Origin of the sequence: Streptomyces huiliensis (assembly GCF_020037025.1) — a bacterium.
Classification (GTDB): domain Bacteria; phylum Actinomycetota; class Actinomycetes; order Streptomycetales; family Streptomycetaceae; genus Streptomyces; species Streptomyces huiliensis.
This window is the reverse complement of sequence record NZ_JAIQLH010000031.1, coordinates 61,541-82,628: the sequence shown is the minus strand read 5'-3', so window position 1 is coordinate 82,628 and position 21,088 is coordinate 61,541. Positions and strand designations below refer to the sequence as shown.

At 73.4% G+C, this 21,088-nt stretch carries 25 protein-coding genes and 1 riboswitch; of the genes, 19 read left to right on the top strand and 6 right to left on the bottom strand.

All coding sequences use genetic code 11. The features are described 5' to 3' along the window. The first annotated feature begins 191 nt into the window (after positions 1-191). From JNW98_RS07330 to JNW98_RS07320, 3 genes are all read left to right on the top strand, one after another. Entirely contained in the window at positions 192-1,034 is an 843-nt protein-coding gene (locus JNW98_RS07330; RefSeq protein WP_223767266.1) for a sulfurtransferase, read from the top strand. Positions 1,035-1,108: 74 nt separating this feature from the next. Then, positions 1,109-1,396, top strand: coding sequence for a DUF1416 domain-containing protein (locus tag JNW98_RS07325; RefSeq protein WP_223767265.1), 288 nt, complete (start codon positions 1,109-1,111; stop codon positions 1,394-1,396). A 193-nt stretch (positions 1,397-1,589) separates the two neighbouring features. Further along, positions 1,590-1,868, top strand: coding sequence for a DUF3099 domain-containing protein (locus JNW98_RS07320; RefSeq protein ID WP_004949158.1), 279 nt, complete (start codon positions 1,590-1,592; stop codon positions 1,866-1,868). Positions 1,869-1,929: 61 nt separating this feature from the next. Here the strand turns inward: JNW98_RS07320 and JNW98_RS07315 are convergent, their stop codons facing one another. Next, positions 1,930-2,295: a DsrE family protein gene (locus JNW98_RS07315; protein WP_223767264.1), complete on the bottom strand. Its 366-nt coding sequence runs from the start codon at positions 2,293-2,295 to the stop codon at positions 1,930-1,932. A gap of 276 nt (positions 2,296-2,571) precedes the next feature. Between JNW98_RS07315 and JNW98_RS07310 the strand changes: the two genes are divergently transcribed. The 6 genes from JNW98_RS07310 to ygfZ all read left to right on the top strand — a co-directional run bounded on the left by JNW98_RS07310 (position 2,572) and on the right by ygfZ (position 7,860). Further along, a complete protein-coding gene (locus tag JNW98_RS07310) occupies positions 2,572-3,177 on the top strand; it encodes a heme-binding beta-barrel domain-containing protein (RefSeq protein WP_223767263.1) in 606 nt (201 codons plus the stop codon). Then, a riboswitch (cobalamin riboswitch) is annotated at positions 3,155-3,306 on the top strand. It overlaps the preceding gene by 23 nt. A 98-nt stretch (positions 3,307-3,404) precedes the next feature. Beyond that, the gene (locus JNW98_RS07305) at positions 3,405-4,490 is read left to right on the top strand and encodes a FecCD family ABC transporter permease (RefSeq protein WP_223767262.1); all 1,086 of its coding nucleotides are present in this window, start codon (positions 3,405-3,407) and stop codon (positions 4,488-4,490) included. Beyond that, entirely contained in the window at positions 4,490-5,260 is a 771-nt protein-coding gene (locus JNW98_RS07300; RefSeq protein ID WP_223767261.1) for an ABC transporter ATP-binding protein, read from the top strand. Before JNW98_RS07305 ends, JNW98_RS07300 begins: the two co-directional genes overlap by 1 nt. Before the next feature lie 32 nt (positions 5,261-5,292). Beyond that, positions 5,293-6,324 (top strand): ABC transporter substrate-binding protein, encoded by a 1,032-nt coding sequence (locus tag JNW98_RS07295; RefSeq protein ID WP_223767260.1) that lies wholly within the window; start codon positions 5,293-5,295, stop codon positions 6,322-6,324. A gap of 49 nt (positions 6,325-6,373) precedes the next feature. Then, positions 6,374-6,826, top strand: coding sequence for a Fur family transcriptional regulator (locus JNW98_RS07290; protein ID WP_223767259.1), 453 nt, complete (start codon positions 6,374-6,376; stop codon positions 6,824-6,826). A 53-nt stretch (positions 6,827-6,879) separates the two neighbouring features. Then, entirely contained in the window at positions 6,880-7,860 is a 981-nt protein-coding gene (ygfZ, locus tag JNW98_RS07285) for a CAF17-like 4Fe-4S cluster assembly/insertion protein YgfZ (RefSeq protein WP_223767258.1), read from the top strand. A 193-nt stretch (positions 7,861-8,053) separates the two neighbouring features. On the opposite strand, the gene dtd is transcribed toward ygfZ, so the two are convergent. Beyond that, positions 8,054-8,479, bottom strand: a complete 426-nt coding sequence (gene dtd / locus JNW98_RS07280) for a D-aminoacyl-tRNA deacylase (protein WP_152265805.1) — start codon at positions 8,477-8,479, stop codon at positions 8,054-8,056. A 147-nt stretch (positions 8,480-8,626) separates the two neighbouring features. Here dtd and JNW98_RS07275 point away from each other — a divergent pair, with 147 nt between their 5' ends. From JNW98_RS07275 to JNW98_RS07255, 5 genes are all read left to right on the top strand, one after another. Continuing rightward, entirely contained in the window at positions 8,627-9,268 is a 642-nt protein-coding gene (locus JNW98_RS07275) for an RsiG family protein (RefSeq protein ID WP_223767257.1), read from the top strand. Between the two features lie 39 nt (positions 9,269-9,307). Continuing rightward, a complete protein-coding gene (locus JNW98_RS07270; protein ID WP_223767256.1) occupies positions 9,308-10,300 on the top strand; it encodes an asparaginase in 993 nt (330 codons plus the stop codon). Positions 10,301-10,435: 135 nt separating this feature from the next. Continuing rightward, positions 10,436-11,674, top strand: a complete 1,239-nt coding sequence (locus tag JNW98_RS07265; RefSeq protein ID WP_223767255.1) for a GNAT family N-acetyltransferase — start codon at positions 10,436-10,438, stop codon at positions 11,672-11,674. Between the two features lie 228 nt (positions 11,675-11,902). Continuing rightward, positions 11,903-12,496: an NADPH-dependent FMN reductase gene (locus JNW98_RS07260; RefSeq protein WP_223767254.1), complete on the top strand. Its 594-nt coding sequence runs from the start codon at positions 11,903-11,905 to the stop codon at positions 12,494-12,496. A 72-nt stretch (positions 12,497-12,568) separates the two neighbouring features. Continuing rightward, positions 12,569-12,925, top strand: coding sequence for a winged helix-turn-helix transcriptional regulator (locus JNW98_RS07255; protein WP_223767253.1), 357 nt, complete (start codon positions 12,569-12,571; stop codon positions 12,923-12,925). Positions 12,926-12,979: 54 nt separating this feature from the next. On the opposite strand, the gene JNW98_RS07250 is transcribed toward JNW98_RS07255, so the two are convergent. Further along, a complete protein-coding gene (locus JNW98_RS07250; protein ID WP_223767252.1) occupies positions 12,980-13,438 on the bottom strand; it encodes a GNAT family N-acetyltransferase in 459 nt (152 codons plus the stop codon). Between the two features lie 87 nt (positions 13,439-13,525). Beyond that, positions 13,526-14,287, bottom strand: coding sequence for a TetR/AcrR family transcriptional regulator (locus JNW98_RS07245; RefSeq protein WP_223767251.1), 762 nt, complete (start codon positions 14,285-14,287; stop codon positions 13,526-13,528). 90 nt (positions 14,288-14,377) lie between these two features. Between JNW98_RS07245 and JNW98_RS07240 the strand changes: the two genes are divergently transcribed. Continuing rightward, positions 14,378-15,019, top strand: coding sequence for an NADPH-dependent FMN reductase (locus tag JNW98_RS07240; protein ID WP_223767250.1), 642 nt, complete (start codon positions 14,378-14,380; stop codon positions 15,017-15,019). 106 nt (positions 15,020-15,125) lie between these two features. Further along, entirely contained in the window at positions 15,126-16,751 is a 1,626-nt protein-coding gene (locus JNW98_RS07235; protein ID WP_223767249.1) for an MDR family MFS transporter, read from the top strand. 198 nt (positions 16,752-16,949) lie between these two features. Here the strand turns inward: JNW98_RS07235 and JNW98_RS07230 are convergent, their stop codons facing one another. Further along, the gene (locus JNW98_RS07230) at positions 16,950-17,843 is read right to left on the bottom strand and encodes a LysR family transcriptional regulator (RefSeq protein WP_223767248.1); all 894 of its coding nucleotides are present in this window, start codon (positions 17,841-17,843) and stop codon (positions 16,950-16,952) included. Positions 17,844-17,950: 107 nt separating this feature from the next. Here JNW98_RS07230 and JNW98_RS07225 point away from each other — a divergent pair, with 107 nt between their 5' ends. Together JNW98_RS07225 and JNW98_RS07220 are read left to right on the top strand one after the other, a co-directional pair. Next, complete coding sequence (locus JNW98_RS07225) at positions 17,951-18,295, top strand: DoxX family protein (RefSeq protein ID WP_223767247.1); 345 nt, start codon at positions 17,951-17,953, stop codon at positions 18,293-18,295. A 75-nt stretch (positions 18,296-18,370) separates the two neighbouring features. Beyond that, positions 18,371-18,868, top strand: a complete 498-nt coding sequence (locus JNW98_RS07220) for a GNAT family N-acetyltransferase (protein ID WP_223767246.1) — start codon at positions 18,371-18,373, stop codon at positions 18,866-18,868. A gap of 134 nt (positions 18,869-19,002) precedes the next feature. Here the strand turns inward: JNW98_RS07220 and JNW98_RS07215 are convergent, their stop codons facing one another. Further along, positions 19,003-19,869 carry a helix-turn-helix transcriptional regulator gene (locus JNW98_RS07215; RefSeq protein ID WP_223767245.1) on the bottom strand — a complete coding sequence of 289 codons (867 nt, stop codon included), beginning with the start codon at positions 19,867-19,869 and terminating at the stop codon, positions 19,003-19,005. Between the two features lie 148 nt (positions 19,870-20,017). Here JNW98_RS07215 and JNW98_RS07210 point away from each other — a divergent pair, with 148 nt between their 5' ends. Continuing rightward, positions 20,018-21,082 (top strand): aldo/keto reductase, encoded by a 1,065-nt coding sequence (locus JNW98_RS07210; RefSeq protein ID WP_223767244.1) that lies wholly within the window; start codon positions 20,018-20,020, stop codon positions 21,080-21,082. Positions 21,083-21,088: the final 6 nt, after the last annotated feature.

Genomic DNA, 21,088 nt, shown 5'->3' with positions numbered 1-21,088 from the left:
GCGACAGGCGGAACTCACCAAGCGGCGGGCAGTCGACCTGTGCCGTGTGGCCGCCATGCTGTGTCGCCGCGCCTGACGGGACCCCGTCCCCTCATCGGCCGGCCGCTCCGGCCCCCTCCCGCATCACCGCCGACTGCCGGCGCCCGGCGCCCCGTTGGCGTACCTCAGCACCTGCCCCGGAGGAGAACAGCATGAGCCGCAGTGACGTCCTGGTGGACGCCGACTGGGTCCAGGCCCGCATCGACGCAGGCGACCCCAAGACCGTCATCGTCGAGGTCGACGAGGACACCTCGGCCTACGACAAGAACCACATCAAGTCCGCCATCCGGATCGACTGGCGGACGGACCTCCAGGACCCCGTCCGCCGCGACTTCGTGGACCAGGCGGGCTTCGAGGAGCTGCTGTCCGCGAAGGGCATCGCCAACGACGACACGGTCGTCCTCTACGGCGGCAACAACAACTGGTTCGCCGCCTACGCCTACTGGTACTTCAAGCTCTACGGCCACCAGGACGTCCGTCTCCTCGACGGCGGCCGCAAGAAGTGGGAGCTGGACTCGCGCGACCTGGTCGCCGAGGTCCCGCAGCGGCCCCGCACCGAGTACAAGGCCAAGCCGCAGGACGCCTCGATCCGCGCCTTCCGGGACGACGTGGTGGCCGCGATCGGCAGCCTGAACCTGGTCGACGTCCGGTCGCCCGACGAGTTCAGCGGCAAGCTGCTCGCCCCCGCCCACCTGCCGCAGGAGCAGTCGCAGCGTCCGGGCCACGTCCCGTCGGCGCGCAACATCCCGTGGTCCAAGGCGGCGAACGACGACGGCACGTTCAAGTCGGACGACGAGCTCCGCGCCGTCTACGAGGGCGCGGGCGTGGACCTGTCGAAGGACACCATCGCGTACTGCCGGATCGGCGAGCGGTCGGCGCACACCTGGTTCGTCCTGCACGAGCTGCTCGGCCAGACCAACGTCCGCAACTACGACGGTTCCTGGACCGAGTACGGCTCCCTCGTCGGCGTGCCGATCGAGCTCGGCGCCAACTGACCCGCCCGAGGCAGCACGAACGTCGACGACAGCACGAGCCTCGACGACAGCACGCACGAGGAAAGGTACGCAGCATGTGTGGAGCCAAGGCCGGCGGCCCCGACGCCTCGACGGCCAAGCAGGGCGAGACCACCATCCAGGGTTCCGTGACCCGCGACGGGGTGCCCGTCTCCGGTTACGTCCGCCTGCTGGACAGCGACGGCGAGTTCACCGCGGAGGTCCCCACCTCCGCGACCGGGCAGTTCCGCTTCTACGCGGCCGAGGGCACCTGGACGGTACGCGCCCTCGTCCCCGGCGCGACCGCCGACCGCACGGTCGTCGCCCAGGAGGGCGGACTGGCGGAGGTTGCGATCGCCGTATAAGCCCGTAGAAGGGCGCACAAGGGCGACGCCCACTGAGCACGGCGCCACCGCGCGCCGGACGGCCGGAGGGCCGCACCCCGGGGTTTGGACGACCTGATGGCGGGGTGCGGCCCTCCGGCGCGCCCTCTCCGGTGCGCCCCCGGACCGGCCGCGCGCGCTGTACGGCGACCGTGCCCCGCCGTACCGTTGAAGCATGTACGCGCGGCGGCGTCACCTGTACTTCGCCATGATGGGCACGTGCGTCGGGATGTTCGTCCTGGCCTGGGCCGTCGTACGGCTGTGGTCGGTGCCCGCCGCCATCGGCATGTGCCTGTTCGCGATGGTCATCCCCCCGGTGGCGGCCATCGTGGCCAACCGCCGGGGCCCCGACGACCGCTGGTGGGACGAGGAGACGGGCGATCCCGAGTCCGACCGCTGGTGGAACGAGCTGGACGACCGGCGCGGCCGCGACGACCAACGGGACGGTCAGTAGCCGCAGGGAGCGCCCGTCAGTAGCCGGGGGAGCGGCCGTCAGTAGCCGCGGGGAGCGGCCGTCAGTAGACCAGCGCCTGCACGCCGTCCGCCATGGCCTCGCCGACGAAGACCTGGGCCCCCGCGATGCGCGCGCCCTCGATCAGGTCCTTCTCCTCGATGCCCCGCCGCGCCGCGCACTGCGTGCAGACGGTGATCATGCCGCCGCCCGCCCGGATGCCGTCGATCAGCTCCGGCAGCGGCGCCGCGTGCGGCAGTTCGAACTCCGCCGCCCGGCCCGGCAGGGCGAACCAGGACGACTCCCCCGTCAGCCACAGCGAGACCTCGACGCCGCTCGCGACGGCGACGGCCGCCACCGTGAACGCCTGCGAGCACCGCTCGGGCGCGTCCGCGCCCGCCGTCACCTTGATCACGAGCTTCTTCCGCATGGGATCACTCTAGGCCGGGCGCCCGGCCCAGGGGCGCTACGCGTCCCGTACCACCTCACACCGCCGTTCCGGACCGGGCCGACTAGACTCGTCGCAGGTCCGTAACCCCTCACTCCGACCGAGGAGCGCGCTCGTGCTTGAGGCAGTCTTCACCACCCTGCTGGTCCTGGTCGCCGTCGGCGTTCTCGCGTTCGCCGGGCTGACCTGGAAGAAGCTGTACCAGGGCCAGCGCTGAGCCTCCCCGACCACCCCCTACAGATCGTCTGAGCTGAGCCCATGATCGAGATTCCGTCCGACCTCCACCGGGACCTGGTGCCCCTCGTCTTCCTCCTCGGCAAGTGGGAGGGGGCGGGCGTCGCCGACTTCCCGGGCTCCGAGAAGTGCAACTTCGGGCAGGAAGTCACCTTCACCCACGACGGCCGGGACTTCCTGGAGTACGTCTCGCACAGCTGGGTGCTCGACGCCGAGGGGAACAAGGTCCGCCCGCTGGAGACCGAGAGCGGCTACTGGCGGATCGACGAGAACCGCCAGGTCGAGGTCGTCATGATCCGCGACCAGGGCGTCGTCGAGGTCTGGTACGGCGAGCTCGCCGACAAGAAGCCGCAGATCGACATCGTCACGGACGCGGTCGCACGGACCGCCGCGTCCGGCCCGTACTCCGGCGGCAAGCGCCTCTACGGGTACGTCAAGGGCGACCTGATGTGGGTCGGCGAGAAGGCCACCCCCGAGGTGCCGCTGCGGCCGTACATGTCCGCGCAGCTGAAGAAGACCGCCGACGTGGCCGCTCTGGAGGAGTGGGCGCGGAACCTGCCGGACGACCTGCCGGACGGCGTCTCCTTCTTCCGCCCGGACGGCACCCCGTACAACCCCGAGCAGCCGTAGCCCTCGGCTGTCGCACAAAGCGCCCCGCGGGGGAAGTCCGGTCGAAGTCCGGCGCTGACCCGCAACGGTAGGCGGAGGACCGAGAAGTCCTCCGCGAGCCCGATCACCCGCGGCGGTGTCAGCTCCTGACAACTCGCCGTGGTCTGCGAGGGGAGGCCCCCGCGGCGCGGCGGGGCTCCTACGGGCACGCGTGCCCGGGCCCACGGCCCGAGCCGAAGGCGTCCCCCTTGGCGACCACCGCTCACGCCCCGCCCGGCAGCACCACCGCACCGGCACGGCGGATCCCGCTGCCACCCCTGCTCGCCGGGCTGGCCGTCGCCCTGCTCGGCTCCCTGCTCTGCTGCGTCGCCCTCGGCTCCTCCGGCATCGGCTGGGGCCGGGTGCTGCGCTACCTGGGCGCCGGCCTGACCGGCGGCCGCATCGAGGCGGACGAGGTCTCCGCCTACACCATCGTCTGGGAGCTGCGCTTCCCGCGCGCCCTGCTGGCGGCCGTGGTCGGCGCCGGGCTCGCCGCCGTCGGTGTGGCCACCCAGGCGCTGGTCCGCAACGCCCTCGCCGACCCCTTCGTGCTCGGCATCTCCTCCGGCGCCGCCGTCGGCGCCAACGCGGTGCTCCTCTTCGGCGTGCTCGGCTCGCTCGGCGTCTGGGCGCTGTCCAGCGCCGCGTTCCTCTCCGCGCTCGCCTCCATGGCCCTGGTCTACGCGGCGGCCCGCGGCACCGGGCACGGGCTGACGCCGCTGCGGCTGGTGCTGGTCGGGACGGCCATGTACTACGGCTTCTCCGCGATCACCACGCTGATGGTCTTCAGCGCGGACCGCGGCGACGCCGCCCGCTCGGCGATGATGTGGCTGCTCGGCAGTCTGGGCGGGGCCAGCTGGCAGTCCGTGCCGATCGCCGCCGGCGCCGTGCTGCTGGGCCTGGGCTACCTGCTGTGGTCGGCGCGCGGCCTGAACGTCCTGGCCATGGGCGACGAGACGTCGTCCGCGCTCGGCGTCGACCCCGAGCGGCGGCGCCGCGTCCTCTTCGTCGTGGTGGCGGCCGTCACCGGTGCCGTGGTGGCCGTCAGCGGCGCCATCGGCTTCGTCGGGCTGATGGTCCCGCACGCCACCCGGATGCTGGTCGGCGCCGACCACCGCCGCGTCCTCGCGGTCGCGCCGCTGCTGGGCGCGGTGCTGCTGGTGTGGGTGGACGTCGTCTCGCGGCTGCTGCTCGCACCCGTCGAACTGCCCGTCGGCGTGATCACGGCGCTGATCGGCGTGCCCTGCTTCATCCTGCTGATGCGCCGGCGCGGCTACACCTTCGGAGGGGCCTGATGCGGGTCGACATCGAGGACCTGTCGGTCGAGGTGGCCGGCGCCCGGCTGGTCCGGGACGTGGAACTGCGGGCCGAGAGCGGGCAGTTCGTGGGCGTCGTCGGCCCCAACGGCAGCGGGAAGTCGACGCTGCTGCGGTGCGTATACCGCGCGCTGCGGCCGACGTACGGCCGGGTGCTGCTGGACGGCGACGACCTGCACGGGCTCACCGCCCGCGAGGGCGCCCGGCGGCTGGCGGCGCTGCCGCAGGAGTCGGGCGGCGAGTTCGACTTCACGGTCGCCGAGGTCGTCGCGATGGGCCGGCTGCCGCACCAGCGGGCGGCCGGCCGCACCTCCCGCGAGGACACCGACGTCTGCGCGGCGGCCCTGGAGCAGGTCGGCGCCGGGCACCTCACGGACCGCGGCTTCCTGACCCTCTCCGGCGGCGAGAAGCAGCGCGTCCTGATCGCGCGCGCCCTGGCCCAGCGGCCGAAGGTGCTCGTCCTGGACGAGCCGACCAACCACCTGGACATCAGCCAGCAGCTCGAAGTCCTCGCGCTGGTACGGGACTCCGGGCTCACCGTGCTCGCCGCACTGCACGACCTCAACCTCGCCGCGACCCACTGCGACGTCCTGTACGTCGTCCACGGCGGACGGCTCGTCGCCTCCGGGCCGCCGGACGAGGTGCTGACGGCCGGGCTGCTGGCCGACGTCTTCGGCGTCCGGGCGCACCGGGTGCCCCACCCGGTGTCCGGTGTCCCGCAACTCCTCTTCGACCGCCTGCCCCGGTGATCCCCTTCCTCAGGAGCCCCGCCATGCGAGCCATGCGTACTGCCCGCGTCCTCGTCTGCCTGACCGCAGCCCTCGCCCTCGCCGGCTGTGGCGCCCAGGTGGACGAGGATCCGAAGACCGACGACGCGAAGAAGCCCTCGGCGTCCGGCCACTACCCCGTCACCATCGAGAACTGCGGTGTGAAGACGGTGTACGACAAGGCGCCGCGCCGGGTGGTGACCAACGACGTGGGCATCGCGGAGATCATGTTCGCCCTCGGCCTGGAGGACCACATGGCCGGCTACGTGGCGCCCGACTACAAGACCAGCCGCAGGGACGACATCCCCTGGAAGGACGGCTACGACAAGGTCAAGCGGCTGTCCACGAAGCAGATCAACAAGGAGATGGTCCTCGACGCCAAGGCCGACCTCGTCTTCGCCGGCTGGAACTACGGCTTCGGCGAGGGCGACGGCTTCACGCCCGCCGCGCTGAAGAAGCTGGGCATCGGCTCGTACGTGCTCACCGAGTCCTGCCGCAGCGGCAGCGGCAAGGAGCGGGGCGTGATGCCGCCGCTGGAGGCGCTCTACACCGACCTCACCACCCTGGGGAAGATCTTCGACGTCGAGGACCGGGCGGCGAAGCTCGTCGCCGGGTTCAAGAAGAAGGTCGCGGACGCGCAGGCCGCGATCCCCGCCGACGGCAAGCGGCCCAAGGTCTTCCTCTACGACGACGGCCGCGACAAGCCGGTGACCTCGGGCGCCTTCGGCGGGCCGCACGACATCATCACCAAGGCCGGCGGCGATCACGTGATGAGCGACCTGAAGGACACCTGGACGACGGTCGGCTGGGAGACGGTGGTGGACCGGCAGCCGGACGTCATCGTCGTCAACAACTACGGCGACGTCACCGCCGAGGAGAAGCGGAAGTTCCTGCTCTCCTACCCGCCGCTGGCCGACGTCCCCGCCGTGAAGAACAAGCGGATCTTCGTCCTCGACTATGTGGACCTCGTGGAGAGCCCGCGCAACCCGGACGCCGTCGCGGCCCTGGCCGGATACCTGAAGGGGGTCCGGGAAGGGAACCGGTAAGAGGTCCGGGAAGGGGTCCGGGTGGGCTGAGCCCGCCTAGACTGGAGGCGTGGTGGACACCGACTGGCAGAGCGATCTCCGTAAGCGCGGCTACCGGCTGACGCCCCAGCGCCAGCTGGTGCTGGAAGCGGTGGACCGGCTGGAGCACGCGACGCCGGACGACATCCTCACCGAGGTCCGCAAGACGGCCGGCGGCATCAACATCTCCACCGTCTACCGGACGCTGGAGCTCCTGGAGGAGCTCGGCCTCGTCAGCCACGCCCACCTCGGCCACGGCGCCCCCACATACCACCTCGCGGACCGGCACGACCACATACACCTGGTCTGCCGGGACTGCACCGGAGTGATCGAGGCGAACCTGTCGGTGGCCGCCGAGTTCACCGAGCGGCTGCGCGCGGAGTTCGGCTTCGACACCGACATGAAGCACTTCGCGATCTTCGGCCGGTGCGGCTCCTGTTCCGCAGGCGACCCGCCCGCGGGCAAGCCCCCGGCCGGGTCGTAGGCCGGGCCGTACGGGGCATCGGTCCCCGCCCGCGCGGGTCGTAGGCTGGGCGCATGCTGCGTCAATCGAAGAGCCCTCTGCTGTCGCTGCCCGGCGCCGTCCCCGCCGAGGGCCCGGACGAAGGCGTCGCCGCGCACTACGGCGACCCGTTCCGCGAGCAGCGCGCGCTCGCCGACGGATCCGGCTTCGTCGACCTCTCCCACCGGGGCGTGGTCGCCGTCTCCGGCGACGACCGGCTGAGCTGGCTGCACCTGCTCCTCACCCAGCACCTCACCGAACTGCCGCCCGGGCAGGCCACCGAGGCGCTGATCCTCACCGCCAACGGCCACATCGAACACGCCCTCTCCCTCGTCGACGACGGCACGACGGTCTGGGCACACGTGGAACCCGGCACCCAGGAGGCGCTGATCGCCTACCTGGAGAGCATGAAGTTCTTCTACCGGGTCGAGGTCGCCGACCGCACCGACGACATCGCCGTCGTCCACCTGCCGGCCGGCTCCATCGCCGAGGTCCCCGACGACGTCGTGGTCCGCGAGACGCCGCACGGGCGCGACCTGTTCCTGCCGCGCGAGCGGCTGGAATCCTTCGCGGCCGAGCACGGCCCCGCGGCGGGCGTCCTCGCCCACGAGGCGCTGCGCGTCGAGGCGCACCGGCCTCGGCTCGGTCTGGAGACGGACCACCGGACGATTCCTCATGAGCTCGGGCTCATCGGGACGGCTGTGCATCTGCAGAAGGGGTGCTACCGGGGCCAGGAGACCGTCGCCCGCGTCCAGAACCTGGGCAAGCCGCCGCGTCGGCTCGTCTTCCTGCACCTGGACGGCAGCGAGGTCCATCTGCCCGGACACGGGGCCCCGGTGCGGCTCGCTTCCGACGGGGTCGGGGGGCGGCAGCTCGGGTTCGTGACCACCGCTGTGAGGCATTACGAGCTCGGGCCGATCGCGCTCGCGCTCGTGAAGCGGAACGTTCCCGTGGACGCGGGGTTGATCGTGGGCGAGGGGACGGCGGCGGCGCAGGAGGTCGTGGTCGAGCCGTAGGGGATGCCCCGGTCCCTCCCCCAGAGGGGGCACCCCCATTTCACCGTTTCTTGCGGGGCAAAGCCCCCGCACCCCCCGGGACCAGGCTGATCCAGCCCGTCCGGCGTTTGAGGACGAGCGCCGCAGGCGCGATCAGGGGGTCTGGGGCGCAGCCCCAGGAAACGGCGAAGGGGCGGGTTTGGGGCCTCCCCCCTCACACCTCCAGCAGCACCGTGAACGGCCCGTCGTTCGTCAACGACACCTTCATGTCCGCACCGAACACCCCGGTCTCGACCCGAGCCCCGAGCTCCCGCAACCGAGCCACCACCTCATCCACCAAGGGCTCGGCCACGCGGCCAGGAGCGGCCGCGTTCCACGTAGGCCGCCGCCCCTTCCGCGCGTCACCGTAAAGCGTGAACTGGGAGATCACGAGCAGCGGCGCGCCCACGTCGGAGCAGGACTTCTCGTCGGCGAGGATCCGGACGGACCACAGCTTGCGGGCGAGCTGGGCCGCCTTCTCGGGGGTGTCGTCGTGGGTCACCCCGACCAGCACGCACAGCCCCTCGCCCACGATCTCGCCGACCGTCCGGCCGTCCACGACGACGGACGCCCCGTTCACCCTCTGCACCACGGCTCGCATGCCGTCCATGATGCCGGGTGCCCGTTCAGGGCCGTTCGGGTGGAGACGGCCTGCGGCCGGGCGGGGCACAGTGGCACGATGCGTGCAGGCGGTGCGATATGCGGGCACAGCGTTCCGTACGCACCCGGCGCGAGGGGACGGAGCCGCATGACCACACCGATCGAGGACCACCTCAAGACAGCCGAAAAGACGCTCGAAACGCTCAGGGCGAAGGCATCGGAAGCCGGGGACGCCGTGGACAGTCTGCACGCGAGGCCGCCGAGCCAGCGGTCGGGGCGGCTCGCGGACGTTCCCGTGCGGCAGCTCGGCGAGCTGCGGCTCACGGAGCTGCGGGCGGTGCGCAAGGAGGCCCGGCGGGAGGAGGCCGACCTCAGCTACGTGCGGCGGCTGCTCCAGGGCCGCATCGACATCCTCCGGGCCGAGCTGGAGCGCCGGGCGGCGTCCGCCACCCCGTCGGCCGACCGCCGGCTGCTGGTGGACCGGCTGTCCGAGATCCTCACGGACGATCCGTCCGCCCACCGCTCCTCCGCCCGCCACGTGACGCTGGGCACGCCGCACGCCGAGGAGTACCGGCGGCTGGCCGAGGACATGCTGGGCGAGGTCGGCCTGTCGGACCTGGGCGCCCGTACGGACGCCGAGCTGCGGGCGGGCCTGGCCCGGCTCGCGGCGTACGAGCGGCACGTCTCCGAGCGGCGCCGGCAGCTCCAGCGGACGGCGGACGATTGCGGTGCGGAGATCGCGCGCAGGTACCGTGAAGGAGAAGCGCAAGTAGACGACCTGCTCCCGTGACATCCCGGGGGCGGTCCCCGCCCCCGGAAGGCCCGGCCCATGAGCACCTCGACCCCTTCCCTGCCCGCGATATCCCGGGCGGACGACGCCGCGACCCGTCCGGTCCTCGCCGAGGTCGTCCGGTCCGGCTTCGTCGAGGGGCACCACCGCGGCTCGCTGGTGGTGCTGGCGGCGGACGGCAGCGTGGAGCTGGCGCTCGGCGACCCCGCGGCGCCCGTCTTCCCGCGGTCCGCCAATAAGCCGATGCAGGCCGCGGCCGTCCTCCGGGCCGGTCTCGACCTCTCCGGGGAGCGGCTGGCGCTCGCGGCGGCCAGCCATTCGGGCGAGGCGTTCCACCTGGAGCTGGTCCGCACCATGCTGGACGAGTTCGGGCTCGCCGAGGGCGATCTCCAGACCCCGCCGGACCTGCCGCTGGACCCCGCCGAGGCGGAGGCGTACCTGGCCGCCGGGCAGGTCAGGGACCGGGTCACCATGAACTGCTCCGGCAAGCACGCCGCCATGATCGCCGCGTCCGCCGCCAACGGCTGGCCGGTGACGTCCTACCTGGACCCCGACCACCCCCTCCAGCGGCTCGCCCTGCGCGTCGTCGAGGAGGCGAGCGGCGAGCGCGTCGCGCACGTCGGCACGGACGGCTGCGGGGCACCCCTGATGGCCGTCTCCCTCACCGGCCTCGCCCGCGCCTTCCGCCACTTCGTGCTCGCCGAGCCGGGGACGCCGGAACGACGGGTGGCGGACGCGATGCGCGCGCACCCGGAGTACGTGGCCGGCACCCGCCGCCCCGACACCTGGCTGATGCGCGAGGTGCCGGGTGCGCTGTCGAAGATGGGCGCCGAGGCGGTCCAGGCGGTGGCGCTTCCGGACGGCCGCGCCCTGGCCTTCAAGATCGACGACGGTTCGCTGCGGGCCCTGGGCCCGGTGCTGGCCCGCGCGCTGGGGCTGATGGGCGTCGAGGCGCCCGTCCTGGCCCGGATCGCCGACGCACCGCTGCTGGGCGGCGGCGAGCGGGTCGGGGAGATACGCGCGGCGTTCTGAGCGTCGACGAGCCGGTTGGCGAGGCCGGTCGACGAGGCCGGTCGACGAAGCCGATCGACGAGGCCGGTCGACGAGGCCGTCGGGCGCCCCGAAAATCAGGGGCGCTCCCCGGAACGGCCGCTTACCGTACGCCGTATGGCACTTGACATACGGACCATCGACGACACGGACCTGACCTCCTGGGTCACCGCGATGCGCACCGGCTTCCTCGTTCCCGCCGAGCCCACCAAGGAAGAGGTGGAGGTGCGCGGGGCGGGCATGGAACTCGCCCGCACCCAAGGCGCGTTCGACGCCGGGCGCTGTGTCGCCACGTTCCGCAGCCACCCGCAGCGGCTGACGGCGCCCGGCGGCGCGCAGCTCGCGGTGAACGCGATCACCAACGTCACCGTCTCCCCCACCCACCGCAGGCGCGGTGTGCTCAGCCGGATGATGGCGCGCGACCTCGCCGCCGCCAAGGAGCGCGGGGACGCCGCCGCCACCCTGGTCGCCGCCGAGTACCCGATCTACGGGCGGTTCGGCTTCGGCCCGGCCACCACCGCCACCAGGTGGGAGGTGCACATCGCGCGCAGCGGGTTCGACGGGCGGTACGCGGGTCCGGCCTGCGGCGGGCGGGTGGACTTCGCGGACGGCGCCACCGTCCGCGAACACGGTCCCGGCCTGCACGAACGGCTGCGCGCCGCACGCCACGGCGTGGTCGACCGCACCGAGCGCTGGTGGCGGTTCGCCACCGGCGACCTCCCCAGCCCGATGGGCTGGAAGGAGCCGTTCCACGTGCTGTACCGGTCGCCGGAAGGGCGCGTGGACGGCCTGCTCACCTACGACGTCGAAGAGCAGTGGACCGCCATGCAGCCCGAGAACAAGGCGAACGTGCGCGATCTCGTCGCCGTCTCCCCGGCCGCCGAGCGCGCCCTGTGGCACTTCCTGCTCTCCGTCGACTGGATCACCGCCGTCGCCACCCGCGACCGCGCCCCCGACGACCTCCTGCCGCTGCTGCTGCCGGACCCGCGCGCCGCCCGGCTGACGTCCCAGGCGGACCACCTGTGGCTGCGCCCGCTCGACGTGCCTGCGCTGCTGGCGGCGCGCACGTACGCCGCCGAGGGCTCCCTCGTCCTGGAGGTCACCGACCCGGACGGGTACGCCGCCGGGCGGTACCTGCTGGACGCCGGGCCGGAGGGCGCCGCCTGTACGACCACATCGCGGGACGCCGATCTCACGCTCGGGGCGGGCGCGTTGGCCTCCCTGTACCTCGGCGACGAGTCGGCCGTACGGCTGGCGGCGGCCGGACTCGTCACCGAGGAGCGGCCGGGGGCCGCCGCGCGGGCGGACCTGCTGCTGCGGACGCCGCTCCGGCCGTGGTGTCCCGACGTTTTCTGACGCGTTCCGTCGCGTTCTGACGCGTTCTTACGGAGGGCGGCGTGCGGCGTGCGGCGTGCGGCGTGCGGCGTGCGGCGTGCGGCGTGCGGCGTGCGGCGTGCGGCGTGCGGGCCGAGGGGAGCGCTTGACCTCCAGCAAGGTTGAGGTATCAAGCTCTTCCTCGTCGCCCCGCCGCGCCGTCGGCACCGGGCGTACCCCCACCCGTAGCCGTTCCCCGGAGGAACCGCCATGTCCCACGCCCCTTACCGCCTCGCCGTCATCGTCGCCTCCACCCGCGACGGCCGCTTCGCCCCGACCGTCACCGGCTGGCTCGGCACCCACCTCGCCGAGCGGGACGACATCGACGTCGACGTGATCGACCTCGCCGAGCACCCGCTCCCGGCCCGGCTCGGCCCCCGGCCGGGTCCGGAGGACGCGGCGCTGCTGGACGCGGTGACGCCACGGCTCGAACGGGCCGACGCGTTCGTCATCGTCACGCCCGAGTACAACCACAGCTACCCGGCCTCGCTGAAGGAGCTGATCGACTGGCACGCGACCCCGTGGCAGGCCAAGCCGGTGGCGTTCGTCTCCTACGGCGGGCTGTCCGGCGGACTGCGGGCGGTCGAGCACCTGCGGCAGGTCCTGGCGGAGCTGCACGCCGTCACCATCCGCGAGACCGTCAGCTTCCACAACCCGTGGGGAGCGTTCGACGCCTCCGGCCGGCACCTCGACGAGGAGGCGGGCGTGCGGGCGGCCGGGGCGGCGAAGGTCCTGCTGGACCAGCTCACTTGGTGGGCCGTCTCGCTCCGCGAGGCCCGGGCCGCCCGCCCGTACGCCGCCTGACCGACGGCCGGCGACCGTCGGCTCGCGAGCGGCGCGGAAGCGGGTGCGGGTGCGGTGCGGGACGATGGGGGAATGACCAAGCTGATGCCGTACCACTGCCCGATCGACGCCGCCATGCATGTGATCGAAGGCAAGTGGAAGGTGCTCATCCTCTGGGAACTCCGGGAGGAGGCCCGCCGGTTCGGGGCGCTGCGGAGGTCCCTGCCGGGCGTGAGCGAGAAGGTGCTCACCCAGCAGCTCCGGGAGTTGGAGCTGGACGGCATCGTCCACCGGCGGGTACACGAGACCGTTCCCCCGAAGGTCGAGTACTCGCTCACCGAGGACGGGCGCTCCCTGAACGACGCCCTCGCCCCGCTGGGCGCCTGGGGCGCCCGCCGCGTCCTGCCCCCGGACGCCCCGGCCGGCACGGCGGCGGACACTGCGGCCTGAGTCGGCCCGGGCACGCCCGGCCGCTCGCGGACGTCGGCCGACCGTTCGCGGACCTCAGTCGGCCGCGTCCGGACGCGGGTGGCCGCCCTCGAAGCTCATCATCATCAGCCAGTCCGGGTCGCGCACGGGCCCGAACCCCACCTGGGCGTAGAGGCCGTGCGCGTCCTTGGTGCTGAGCAGCAGGCGCTTGAGCCGGTACGGGGCGAGGTGGTCGCGGACGGCCGTCGCGAGCCAGGCGCCGAGGCCGCGGCCGCGGTGGTCCGGGGCGACGTAGACGTCGCAGAGCCAGCCGAACGTCGCCAGGTCGGTGACCACCCGGGCGTAACCGGCCTGCCGCCCCTCGGGGTCGTAGACCCCGAAGTTGAGGGAGGCCGCGACGGACTTCTCGACCGTCTCCCGGCTGCGGCCGATCGCCCAGAACGCGTCGGTGGACAGCCAGTGGTGGATGAGACCGACGTCGAGGCGGCCGGGGTCGGTGGAGAGCTCGTACCCGTCCTGTCTGCGCAGGGTCATGCGGCGGGATGCTAGCGGCCGGCGGGCTCGCGGTCCGGTGGCCGCCGCATAGCCTGTCAGGTCGGTTCCGTTCGCCGCCCGTCCGCCTCAGATGCCCAGCCGGGCGGCGACGCCGTCGAGCACGCAGTCCAGGCCGAGTTCGAACCGCCACTCGGCGTCGTCCTTGCGCCGGGCCTCCGTCAGGTACTGGTGGGTCGCGGGGTAGCGCCCGGTGTTCATGAGCCAGGTCATCTCGGGGGCCAGGCCCTCCCGCGCCTCGTCCCCCGTGCGCCAGCCGCGCTTGCGCATCATCAGCGACAGGCCGACTTCGGAGCCGACGGCGCCGTGCACGTACGCGGAGACCGTACGGAAGACGGCCATCATCGTGTCGGCGTCCAGGCCGAGGCCGCCCAGGGCGGTGAGGGCCCGTTCGGTGACGGCGAACTGGTTCGGCGTCAGTGAGAAGTGGTCGGCCCGGACCGTCCACGGGTGCTTCAGCATCAGGGCGCGGGTGCGCAGGCCGACCGCGCGCATCACCTTCCGCCAGTCCTCGGTGCCGTCCGGCAGCTCCATCTCGCCGTGGACGAAGTCGACCATCAGCGCGATGAGTTCGTCCTTTCCGGACACGTAGCGGTAGGCGGCCATGGGAGCCACTCCCAGGTCGGCGGCGAGCCGGCGCATGGTGACGGCCTCCAGGCCCTCCGCGTCGGCGAGGGCGACCGCGGCGGCGGCGATGCGCGCGGGGCTGAGCGCGGCGGGACGCGGCGCGGGGGCGGGACGTTCGAGCCGTTCCCACAGGCTGGGGGCGGGAGGGGCACCTCCGGCCGCGCCGCGTCCGTCGGTGCCGCCCGCGCCGCTCTTGCCCGCCATTCGCCGCTCCCTGTCCACCATCCCGACCGACTGCCGTATACAGCGTATCAACGGTAGACGTCGTACACACGCGTGTGTACGTTGTACGCCATGGATACGATGTACACATCCGCTGCTCCCGTCTCCTCCACTCCTGCCGCCGCCGGTCCCCTGCGCATCGCCGTCCTCAACGGCAGCACCCGGGAGGGGCGCTTCGGCCCGGTCGTGGCCCGCTGGGTGATGGGCCGCCTCGCCGAGCGGGACGACATGGACGGCGATCTGGTCGACCTCGTCGAGACCCCGCTGCCCACCGTCTTCCCCGCCTTCGGCGGTCCCGCCCCCGAAGGCGCCGCGGAGCTCCTCGCCGCCGTCTCGCCCAGGCTGGCGGCGGCGGACGGCTTCGTCGTCGTCACACCCGAGTACAACCGCAGCTTCCCGGCCCCGCTGAAGAACGCCATCGACTGGCACCACCGGGAATGGCAGGCCAAGCCCGTCACCTTCGTCTCCTACGGAGGCCGGTCCGGCGGCCTGCGCGCCGTCGAGCAGCTCCGGCTGGTCCTGGCGGAACTCGACGCGGCGACCCTGCGTGACACCGTCTCGTTCCAGCTCTCCGACGGCCCCTTCGACGCCGACGGCCACCCGGTCGACCCGCGCGCCGATGCCGCCGCCACGTCGCTACTGGACCAACTGGCCTGGTGGGCGCGCGCACTGCGCTCCGCGCGGCGCGAGAGCCCGTACACCGCCGCCGCCTGAGGCACCTTCCGCCGCGGCGGCCGGCCGGCCCGGCGTGGCCGCCCGCGGCACGAAACCGACCCCGCCCGTCACACGGGCACACCTCGACCCTTCTCCGGGGGAACCCATGGTCACCACCTCAGAGGACGGACCGGAGCCCGCGCCGCCCCGGCCGTTCCCCCGCCTCGGCGTCTTCGGACTGATGCTCGGCATCTTCCTGGCGGCGCTCGACGGCCAGATCCTCAGCGCCGCCCTTCCCACGGTCGTCGGCGACCTCGGCGGCGTCGACCACCTCTCCTGGGTGGTCACCGCGTACCTCCTCACCGCCTCCGCCGCCACCCCGCTCTGGGGCAAGATCGGCGACCTCTACGGCCGGAAGGGCGCGTTCCTGGCCTCCGTGGTCCTCTTCCTGGCCGGCTCGGCGCTGTCCGGGATGGCCCAGGACATGGGGCAGTTGATCGCCTTCCGCGCGGTCCAGGGGCTGGGCGGCGGGGGCCTGATGGTCGGGGCGCTGTCCGTCATCGGCGTCCTGGTCGCACCGGAGGACCGGGGCCGCTCCCAGTCCATGATCGGCGTGATGATGCCGGTCGCCTTCGTGGGCGGTCCGCTGCTCGGCGGGTTCCTCACCGACCACGTCGGCTGGCGCTGGGCGTTCTACGTCAACCTGCCCGTGGGAGCGGTGGTCCTCGCGGCGACCGTGGCCGGCGTACGGCTGCCCGGTCCCGGCGCACGCGTCAAGGCGCGCGCCGACGTCGCCGGCATCACGCTGCTGACCACCGCGATCCTCGCCCTCACCCTCCTCGGCAGCTGGGGCGGCACCCGTTACGCCTGGCTGTCACCGCAGACCACCGCCCTCGGCGCGGTCGCCGCGATCGCCCTCGCCGGATTCGCGCGGGCGGAACGGCGGGCGGCCGAACCCGTCGTCCCGCCACGGCTGTTCCGCAGCCGCTCGTTCACCTCGGCACAGATCCTCAGCTTCCTCACCGGCGCCGTCATGCTCGCCGTCGTCAGCTACCTCCCGCAGTACCTGCAGCTCGCGCGGGGCGCCTCGTCGACGTCGGGCGGCACGCTGCTGCTGCCCCTGATGCTGGGCATGCTCGCCGCACAGCTCACGGTCGGCCGGCTCGACGGGCGGTTCCGGCACGCCCGGTGGATCCCGGTCACGGGCGGTGCGCTCATGCTCGTCGGCGCGCCGCTGCTGTTCGCCCTCGACGCGAACACGCCGACGTACGTCGCCTCGGCGCTGACGGCCATGCTCGGGGCGGGACTCGGCACCGCCATGCAGAGCGCGACCCTCGCCACCCTGCGCAGCGCGCCCCCGCGCGACATGGGCGCCGCCGCCGGCACGGTCACGCTGCTGCGCACCATCGGCGGCACCTTGGGCACCGCCGTCCTGGGTGCCGTCTACGCCGCCCGCCTGGACGACGACCTCACCGCGCACCTCGGCCGGCCGGCGGCCGAGCGGCTGACCGGCGGGAACGGCCTCTCCCCCGAGTCCGTGGCGAGCCTGCCCGACACCGCGCGGGCGGCGGTCGGCGCGGCCGTCACCCAGGGGCTGTACGGCGTGCTGGCGGGCGCGACCGCACTGTCCGCGCTCGTCCTCGCCGTCGCGCTGGGCACCGCCGGGAGCCGACAGTCGCCGGAAGGGGACGATCCGCCGGCGGAGGCGGAGCCGGCCGGCGGGTCCTCGCGGACGGAGGCGGAGCCGGCCGGCGGGTCCTCGCGGACGGAATCCGGCCTGCATCGTCACTGACCTCCCGTTTCCGGTACCAGAGCTCGTGTCCGGTACCAGAGCTCGTGGCGGCGATGGCTTATGCGCGGAGTGCGGATTTCTTTCCGGGGGGAGCGGGGGCTTGACGCCCGGGACTCCGTCCCGGGTCCCGGCGGCGCGGCCGCGCCGCCAAGGGGGGCTGGGGGAAACGGGGGCCCAACCTCCAGGACCCCCAAGCACCTACCCCCCGCCGACGTCCAAACAGCAGCGGACGAAATCCCGCACGACCGGATCGGCGTCATCCCCCACCGCCCACGCCACCCCCACCCGGCTGGGACCGACCCCCCGCACCGCCCGGTACACCACCCCCGGCCGAGCGTAGAAGCGCGCGGCGGACGCGGGCGCGAGGGCGACGCCATAGCCGTTGGCGATCGCGCTCAGCCACTCATCGGGCTGATCGGTGACCGCCCCCACCCGCACCGCCCGGCCGTCGCGCTCGTCGACGGCCAGCCAGTGGTCCCGCCACGGGCCGGTCTCGGCGGGGGCGGCGACGAACGGTTCGTCCCACAGCTCCCGGAAGTCGATCGACTCCCGCGCGGCGAGCGGATGTCCGGCGGCGAGGGCCACGCAGCGCGGTTCGGCGAACAGCTCCTCGACGCGCAGCGCCTCCTGCCCGGGGAAGGGCAGCCGCAGGAGGGCCACGTCCACGTCGCCGGCGGCGAGCCCGGCGGTCGGGTTCGACCAGGCGGCCTGCCGCATGTCCGCCCGCCAGCCCGGCCGGCGGCGGGCGAACTCGGCCACGATCCGCGGGGTGGCCTCGTTGGCGGCGCTGGCCAGGAAGCCGACCCGCAGCACGCGGGCGGCCCGCCCGGCCGCCCGGCGGGTCTCCCGCAGAGCGGCGTCCCAGCCGGCCAGCAGGCCGGGCGCCCGCTCCGCCAGGACGCGGCCGGGGCCGGTGAGCGTCATGCCCGCGCGGGACCGGGTGAACAGCGGCGTCCCGAGCCTGCTCTCCAACTGCTTGATCTGCTTGGTGAGCGCCGGCTGGGAGACGAACAGCCGTTCCGCGGCGCGCGTGACGCCTCCCTCCTCCGCCACGGCGACGAAGGAGCGGAGCAGACGGGTGTCGACATCCATTCCGCCAGGTTATGGACGCAGGTATTGGACGCCAACCGGGCCCGCGGCGGAACCTTGCGGGGCAACCGCCGGCCGCCCTCCCCTGATACGAATGGGACTGGTTCCGCATGTCCATCGCACACGTCGTCGTCACCCTCCTCGCGATCACCGCCAACGCCGCCATCGCCGCCGCCGACTACGCCCGGGCCGAGTTCGTCCTCGCCAACTCGGCCGAGGTGCGCGTCCCGCGGTCATGGGTCCCCCTGCTCGCCACCCTGAAGGCGGCCGGCGCCGCGGGCCTCCTGCTCGGCCTCCTGGGCGCCCGGTCCCTCGGCGTCGCCGCCGCCGTGGGGCTCGTCCTCTTCTACGCGGGCGCGCTGGTCTTTCACGTCCGCGCCCGCGCCTTCCACAACATCGCTTTTCCGGGCGGCTACTTCGCGCTCGCGGCCGGGACGCTCGTACTGACGGTGTAAACACTGGGAGGGGCGGAACCGTTGACGCTTCCTCCGCTCAACTCACCGCATGCGCAGGCGTTGTACGCTGACGCGGTGATCGACATACGCGACGCCGAGCCGGCGGACGGGGACGCCCTCGGCGAGATCCACGCGGCGGCGTGGGAGGCGGCGTACGGACAGTTCTACGCGCCGGAGTTCGTCGCGAGCGCCACACAGGACCGGCGCACGCGGTGGCACGCGCGGATCGCGGAGGGTACGGGCACGCTTCTGCTCGCCTCGCTCGACGGCCGGCCCCTGGCGCTGTCCTTCTCTCTCCCTTCTGCGACCCGCCCCGGCCTCGCGGAGCTCTACAGCTTCTACGGGCATCCCGACAGCTGGGGCAGCGGCGTCGCGGGTGCGCTGATGACCGCGACGCTGCGGCGGCTGCGCGCCGGCGGTCACGCTCGGGTCCACTTGTGGACCGTGCGCGATACGCCTCGCGCCCGGCGCTTCTACGTCAAGTGCGGCTTCGCCGAGAGCGGCGCCGTCCGTGACGTCGATTACGGAGACGGCACACCGATCGCCCAGGTCGAGTATCAACGCGCCTGCTGATCGCCGGCGGTGCCGGCGTGGGGGTTGCCCCTGCCCCGCCCTTTCACCGTTTCTTGCGGGGGGGGGCGTAGCCCCCGCACCCCCGAAACCGCGCACCGCGCGGTTGTCCTCAAACTCCCCCAGAGGGGGCACCCTCACCGCCCAGCCGGCAAGCTCTCCCGAGCCCACGCCGCCAGCAACCGCAACCCCACCTGCGAAGCCGACCCCTCCTCCACCGTATGAGCTATGAGCGCCTGATCCGGATCGTCGGGAAGCCGCAGCGTCTCGAACCCCAGATCCAGCTCCCCGACCACCGGATGCAGGTACACATACCGCCCGTGCGTCTTGTCCTTGAGCCGGTGCTCGGCCCACGCCTCGCGGAACTCCGGGCTGTCGGCGGAGAGTTCGGCGAGCAGGGCGGCCGTCGCCGGATCGTCCGGGTGGCGTCCGGCGTCGAGCCGGAGGTAGGCGGCCACGTCGCTCGCCTTGCCGCGCCAGTCGGCGTACAGGCCGCGCACGCCCTCGTCGAGGAAGACCAGGCGGGCCAGGTTCCGCTGCCGCGGCGGGAGGGCGCCGAAGTCGGTGATCAGGGCGGCGGCGAGCCGGTTCCACGCCAGGACGTCGGTGTTGCGTCCCACGACGTACGCCGGCACGTCCTCCGCCGAGTCCAGCAGCCGGCGCAGCCCCGGCCGTACCCGCTGGGCCGGCGCCGGTCCGTCCGGCTGGTCGGCGTCCGACCAGGGGCGGGCCAGCCGGTACAGGTGCTCGCGTTCGACCGCGTCCAGGCGCAGGGCGCGGGCGACCGCGTCCAGGACCGCCTCGGAGAAGTGCAGGGTGCGCCCCTGTTCCAGGCGCACGTAGTGGTCGACGCTCACCCCGGCCAGCCGGGCCAGTTCCTCCCGGCGCAGCCCGGGGACGCGCCGCCGTCCTCCGTAGTCCGGAAGTCCCAGTTCCGCGGGGCGCAGCCGGGCCCGGCGGGATCGCAGGAACTCGCCCAACTCCGCGCGTCTGTCCAGTGCCATGCGGCGAGTATCCCCGCCCCCGCCGCCCGCTGTCGCCGTCCGAGCCTGGTCACGCCGTGCCCAGGCACCGGCTGCCACTGGGTGGGCCGCCGCCGGACGGCGAGAGTGAGTGCCACCGAAGACCAAATCCCCCTTGAGGAGCCCTGACATGACCAGCACCTCCCTCCCGAACCTCCCCACCCTCCCCCTGGGCACCACCGGCATGGACATCACCCGCCTCGGCCTCGGCTCCTGGGTCGTGGCCGGACCCGGCTGGCGCTTCGGCTGGGGCGCCACCGACGACGCCGAGTCGGTGGCCGCGATCCGGCACGCGGTCACCTCGGGCGTCAACTGGATCGACACCGCCGCCGTCTACGGCCTCGGCCACGCCGAGGAGCTGGTCGGCAAGGCCGTCGCCGGCCTGCCCGAGGCCGACCGCCCGTACCTCTTCACCAAGGCCGGCCTGGTCTGGGACCCGGAGCACCCGGAGGCCGCGCCCCGGCGGATCATGAAGCCGGCCAGCGTACGCCGGGAGCTGGAGGACTCGCTGCGCCGGCTCGGCGTCGAGTACGTCGACCTCTACCAGGTGCACTACCCGGACACCGGCGAGTCGCTGGAGTACGCGGGCGGCGGCTTCGGCGCCGTCTCGCCGAACGCCACTCCGCTGGAGGAGTACTGGCAGGTCATGGCCGACCTGAAGGCCGAGGGCAAGGTCCGGGCGATCGGCCTGTCCAACCACTCGGCCGAGCAGCTGGCCGCCGCCGAGCGGATCGCCCACGTGGACGCCATCCAACCGCCGTTCTCGGCGATCAACCGCTCCGCCGCGGCCGAGATCGCCTGGGCGCACGCCCACGGGACGGGCGTGATCGCCTACTCCCCGCTCCAGTCCGGCCTGCTCACCGGTGCCTTCTCCGCCGAACGCGCCGCGAACCTCCCCGCCGACGACTGGCGGACCGGCCACCACGACTTCACCACCGGCCTGGCCGCCAACCTCCGCCTCGCCGACGCGCTGCGGCCGGTGGCCGCGCGGCACGGCGCCACCGTCGCCGAGACCGCCCTCGCCTGGGTGCTGGCCTGGCCCGGCATCACCGGTGCCATCGCCGGCGCCCGCACGCCCGGCCAGATCGACGGCTGGATCGGCGGGGCGTCGGTGACACTGACGGCGGCGGACCTGGAGGAGATCGCCACCGCCATCACCACGACGGGCGCGGGCACCGGCCCCGCCCGCCCGTAACCCCTT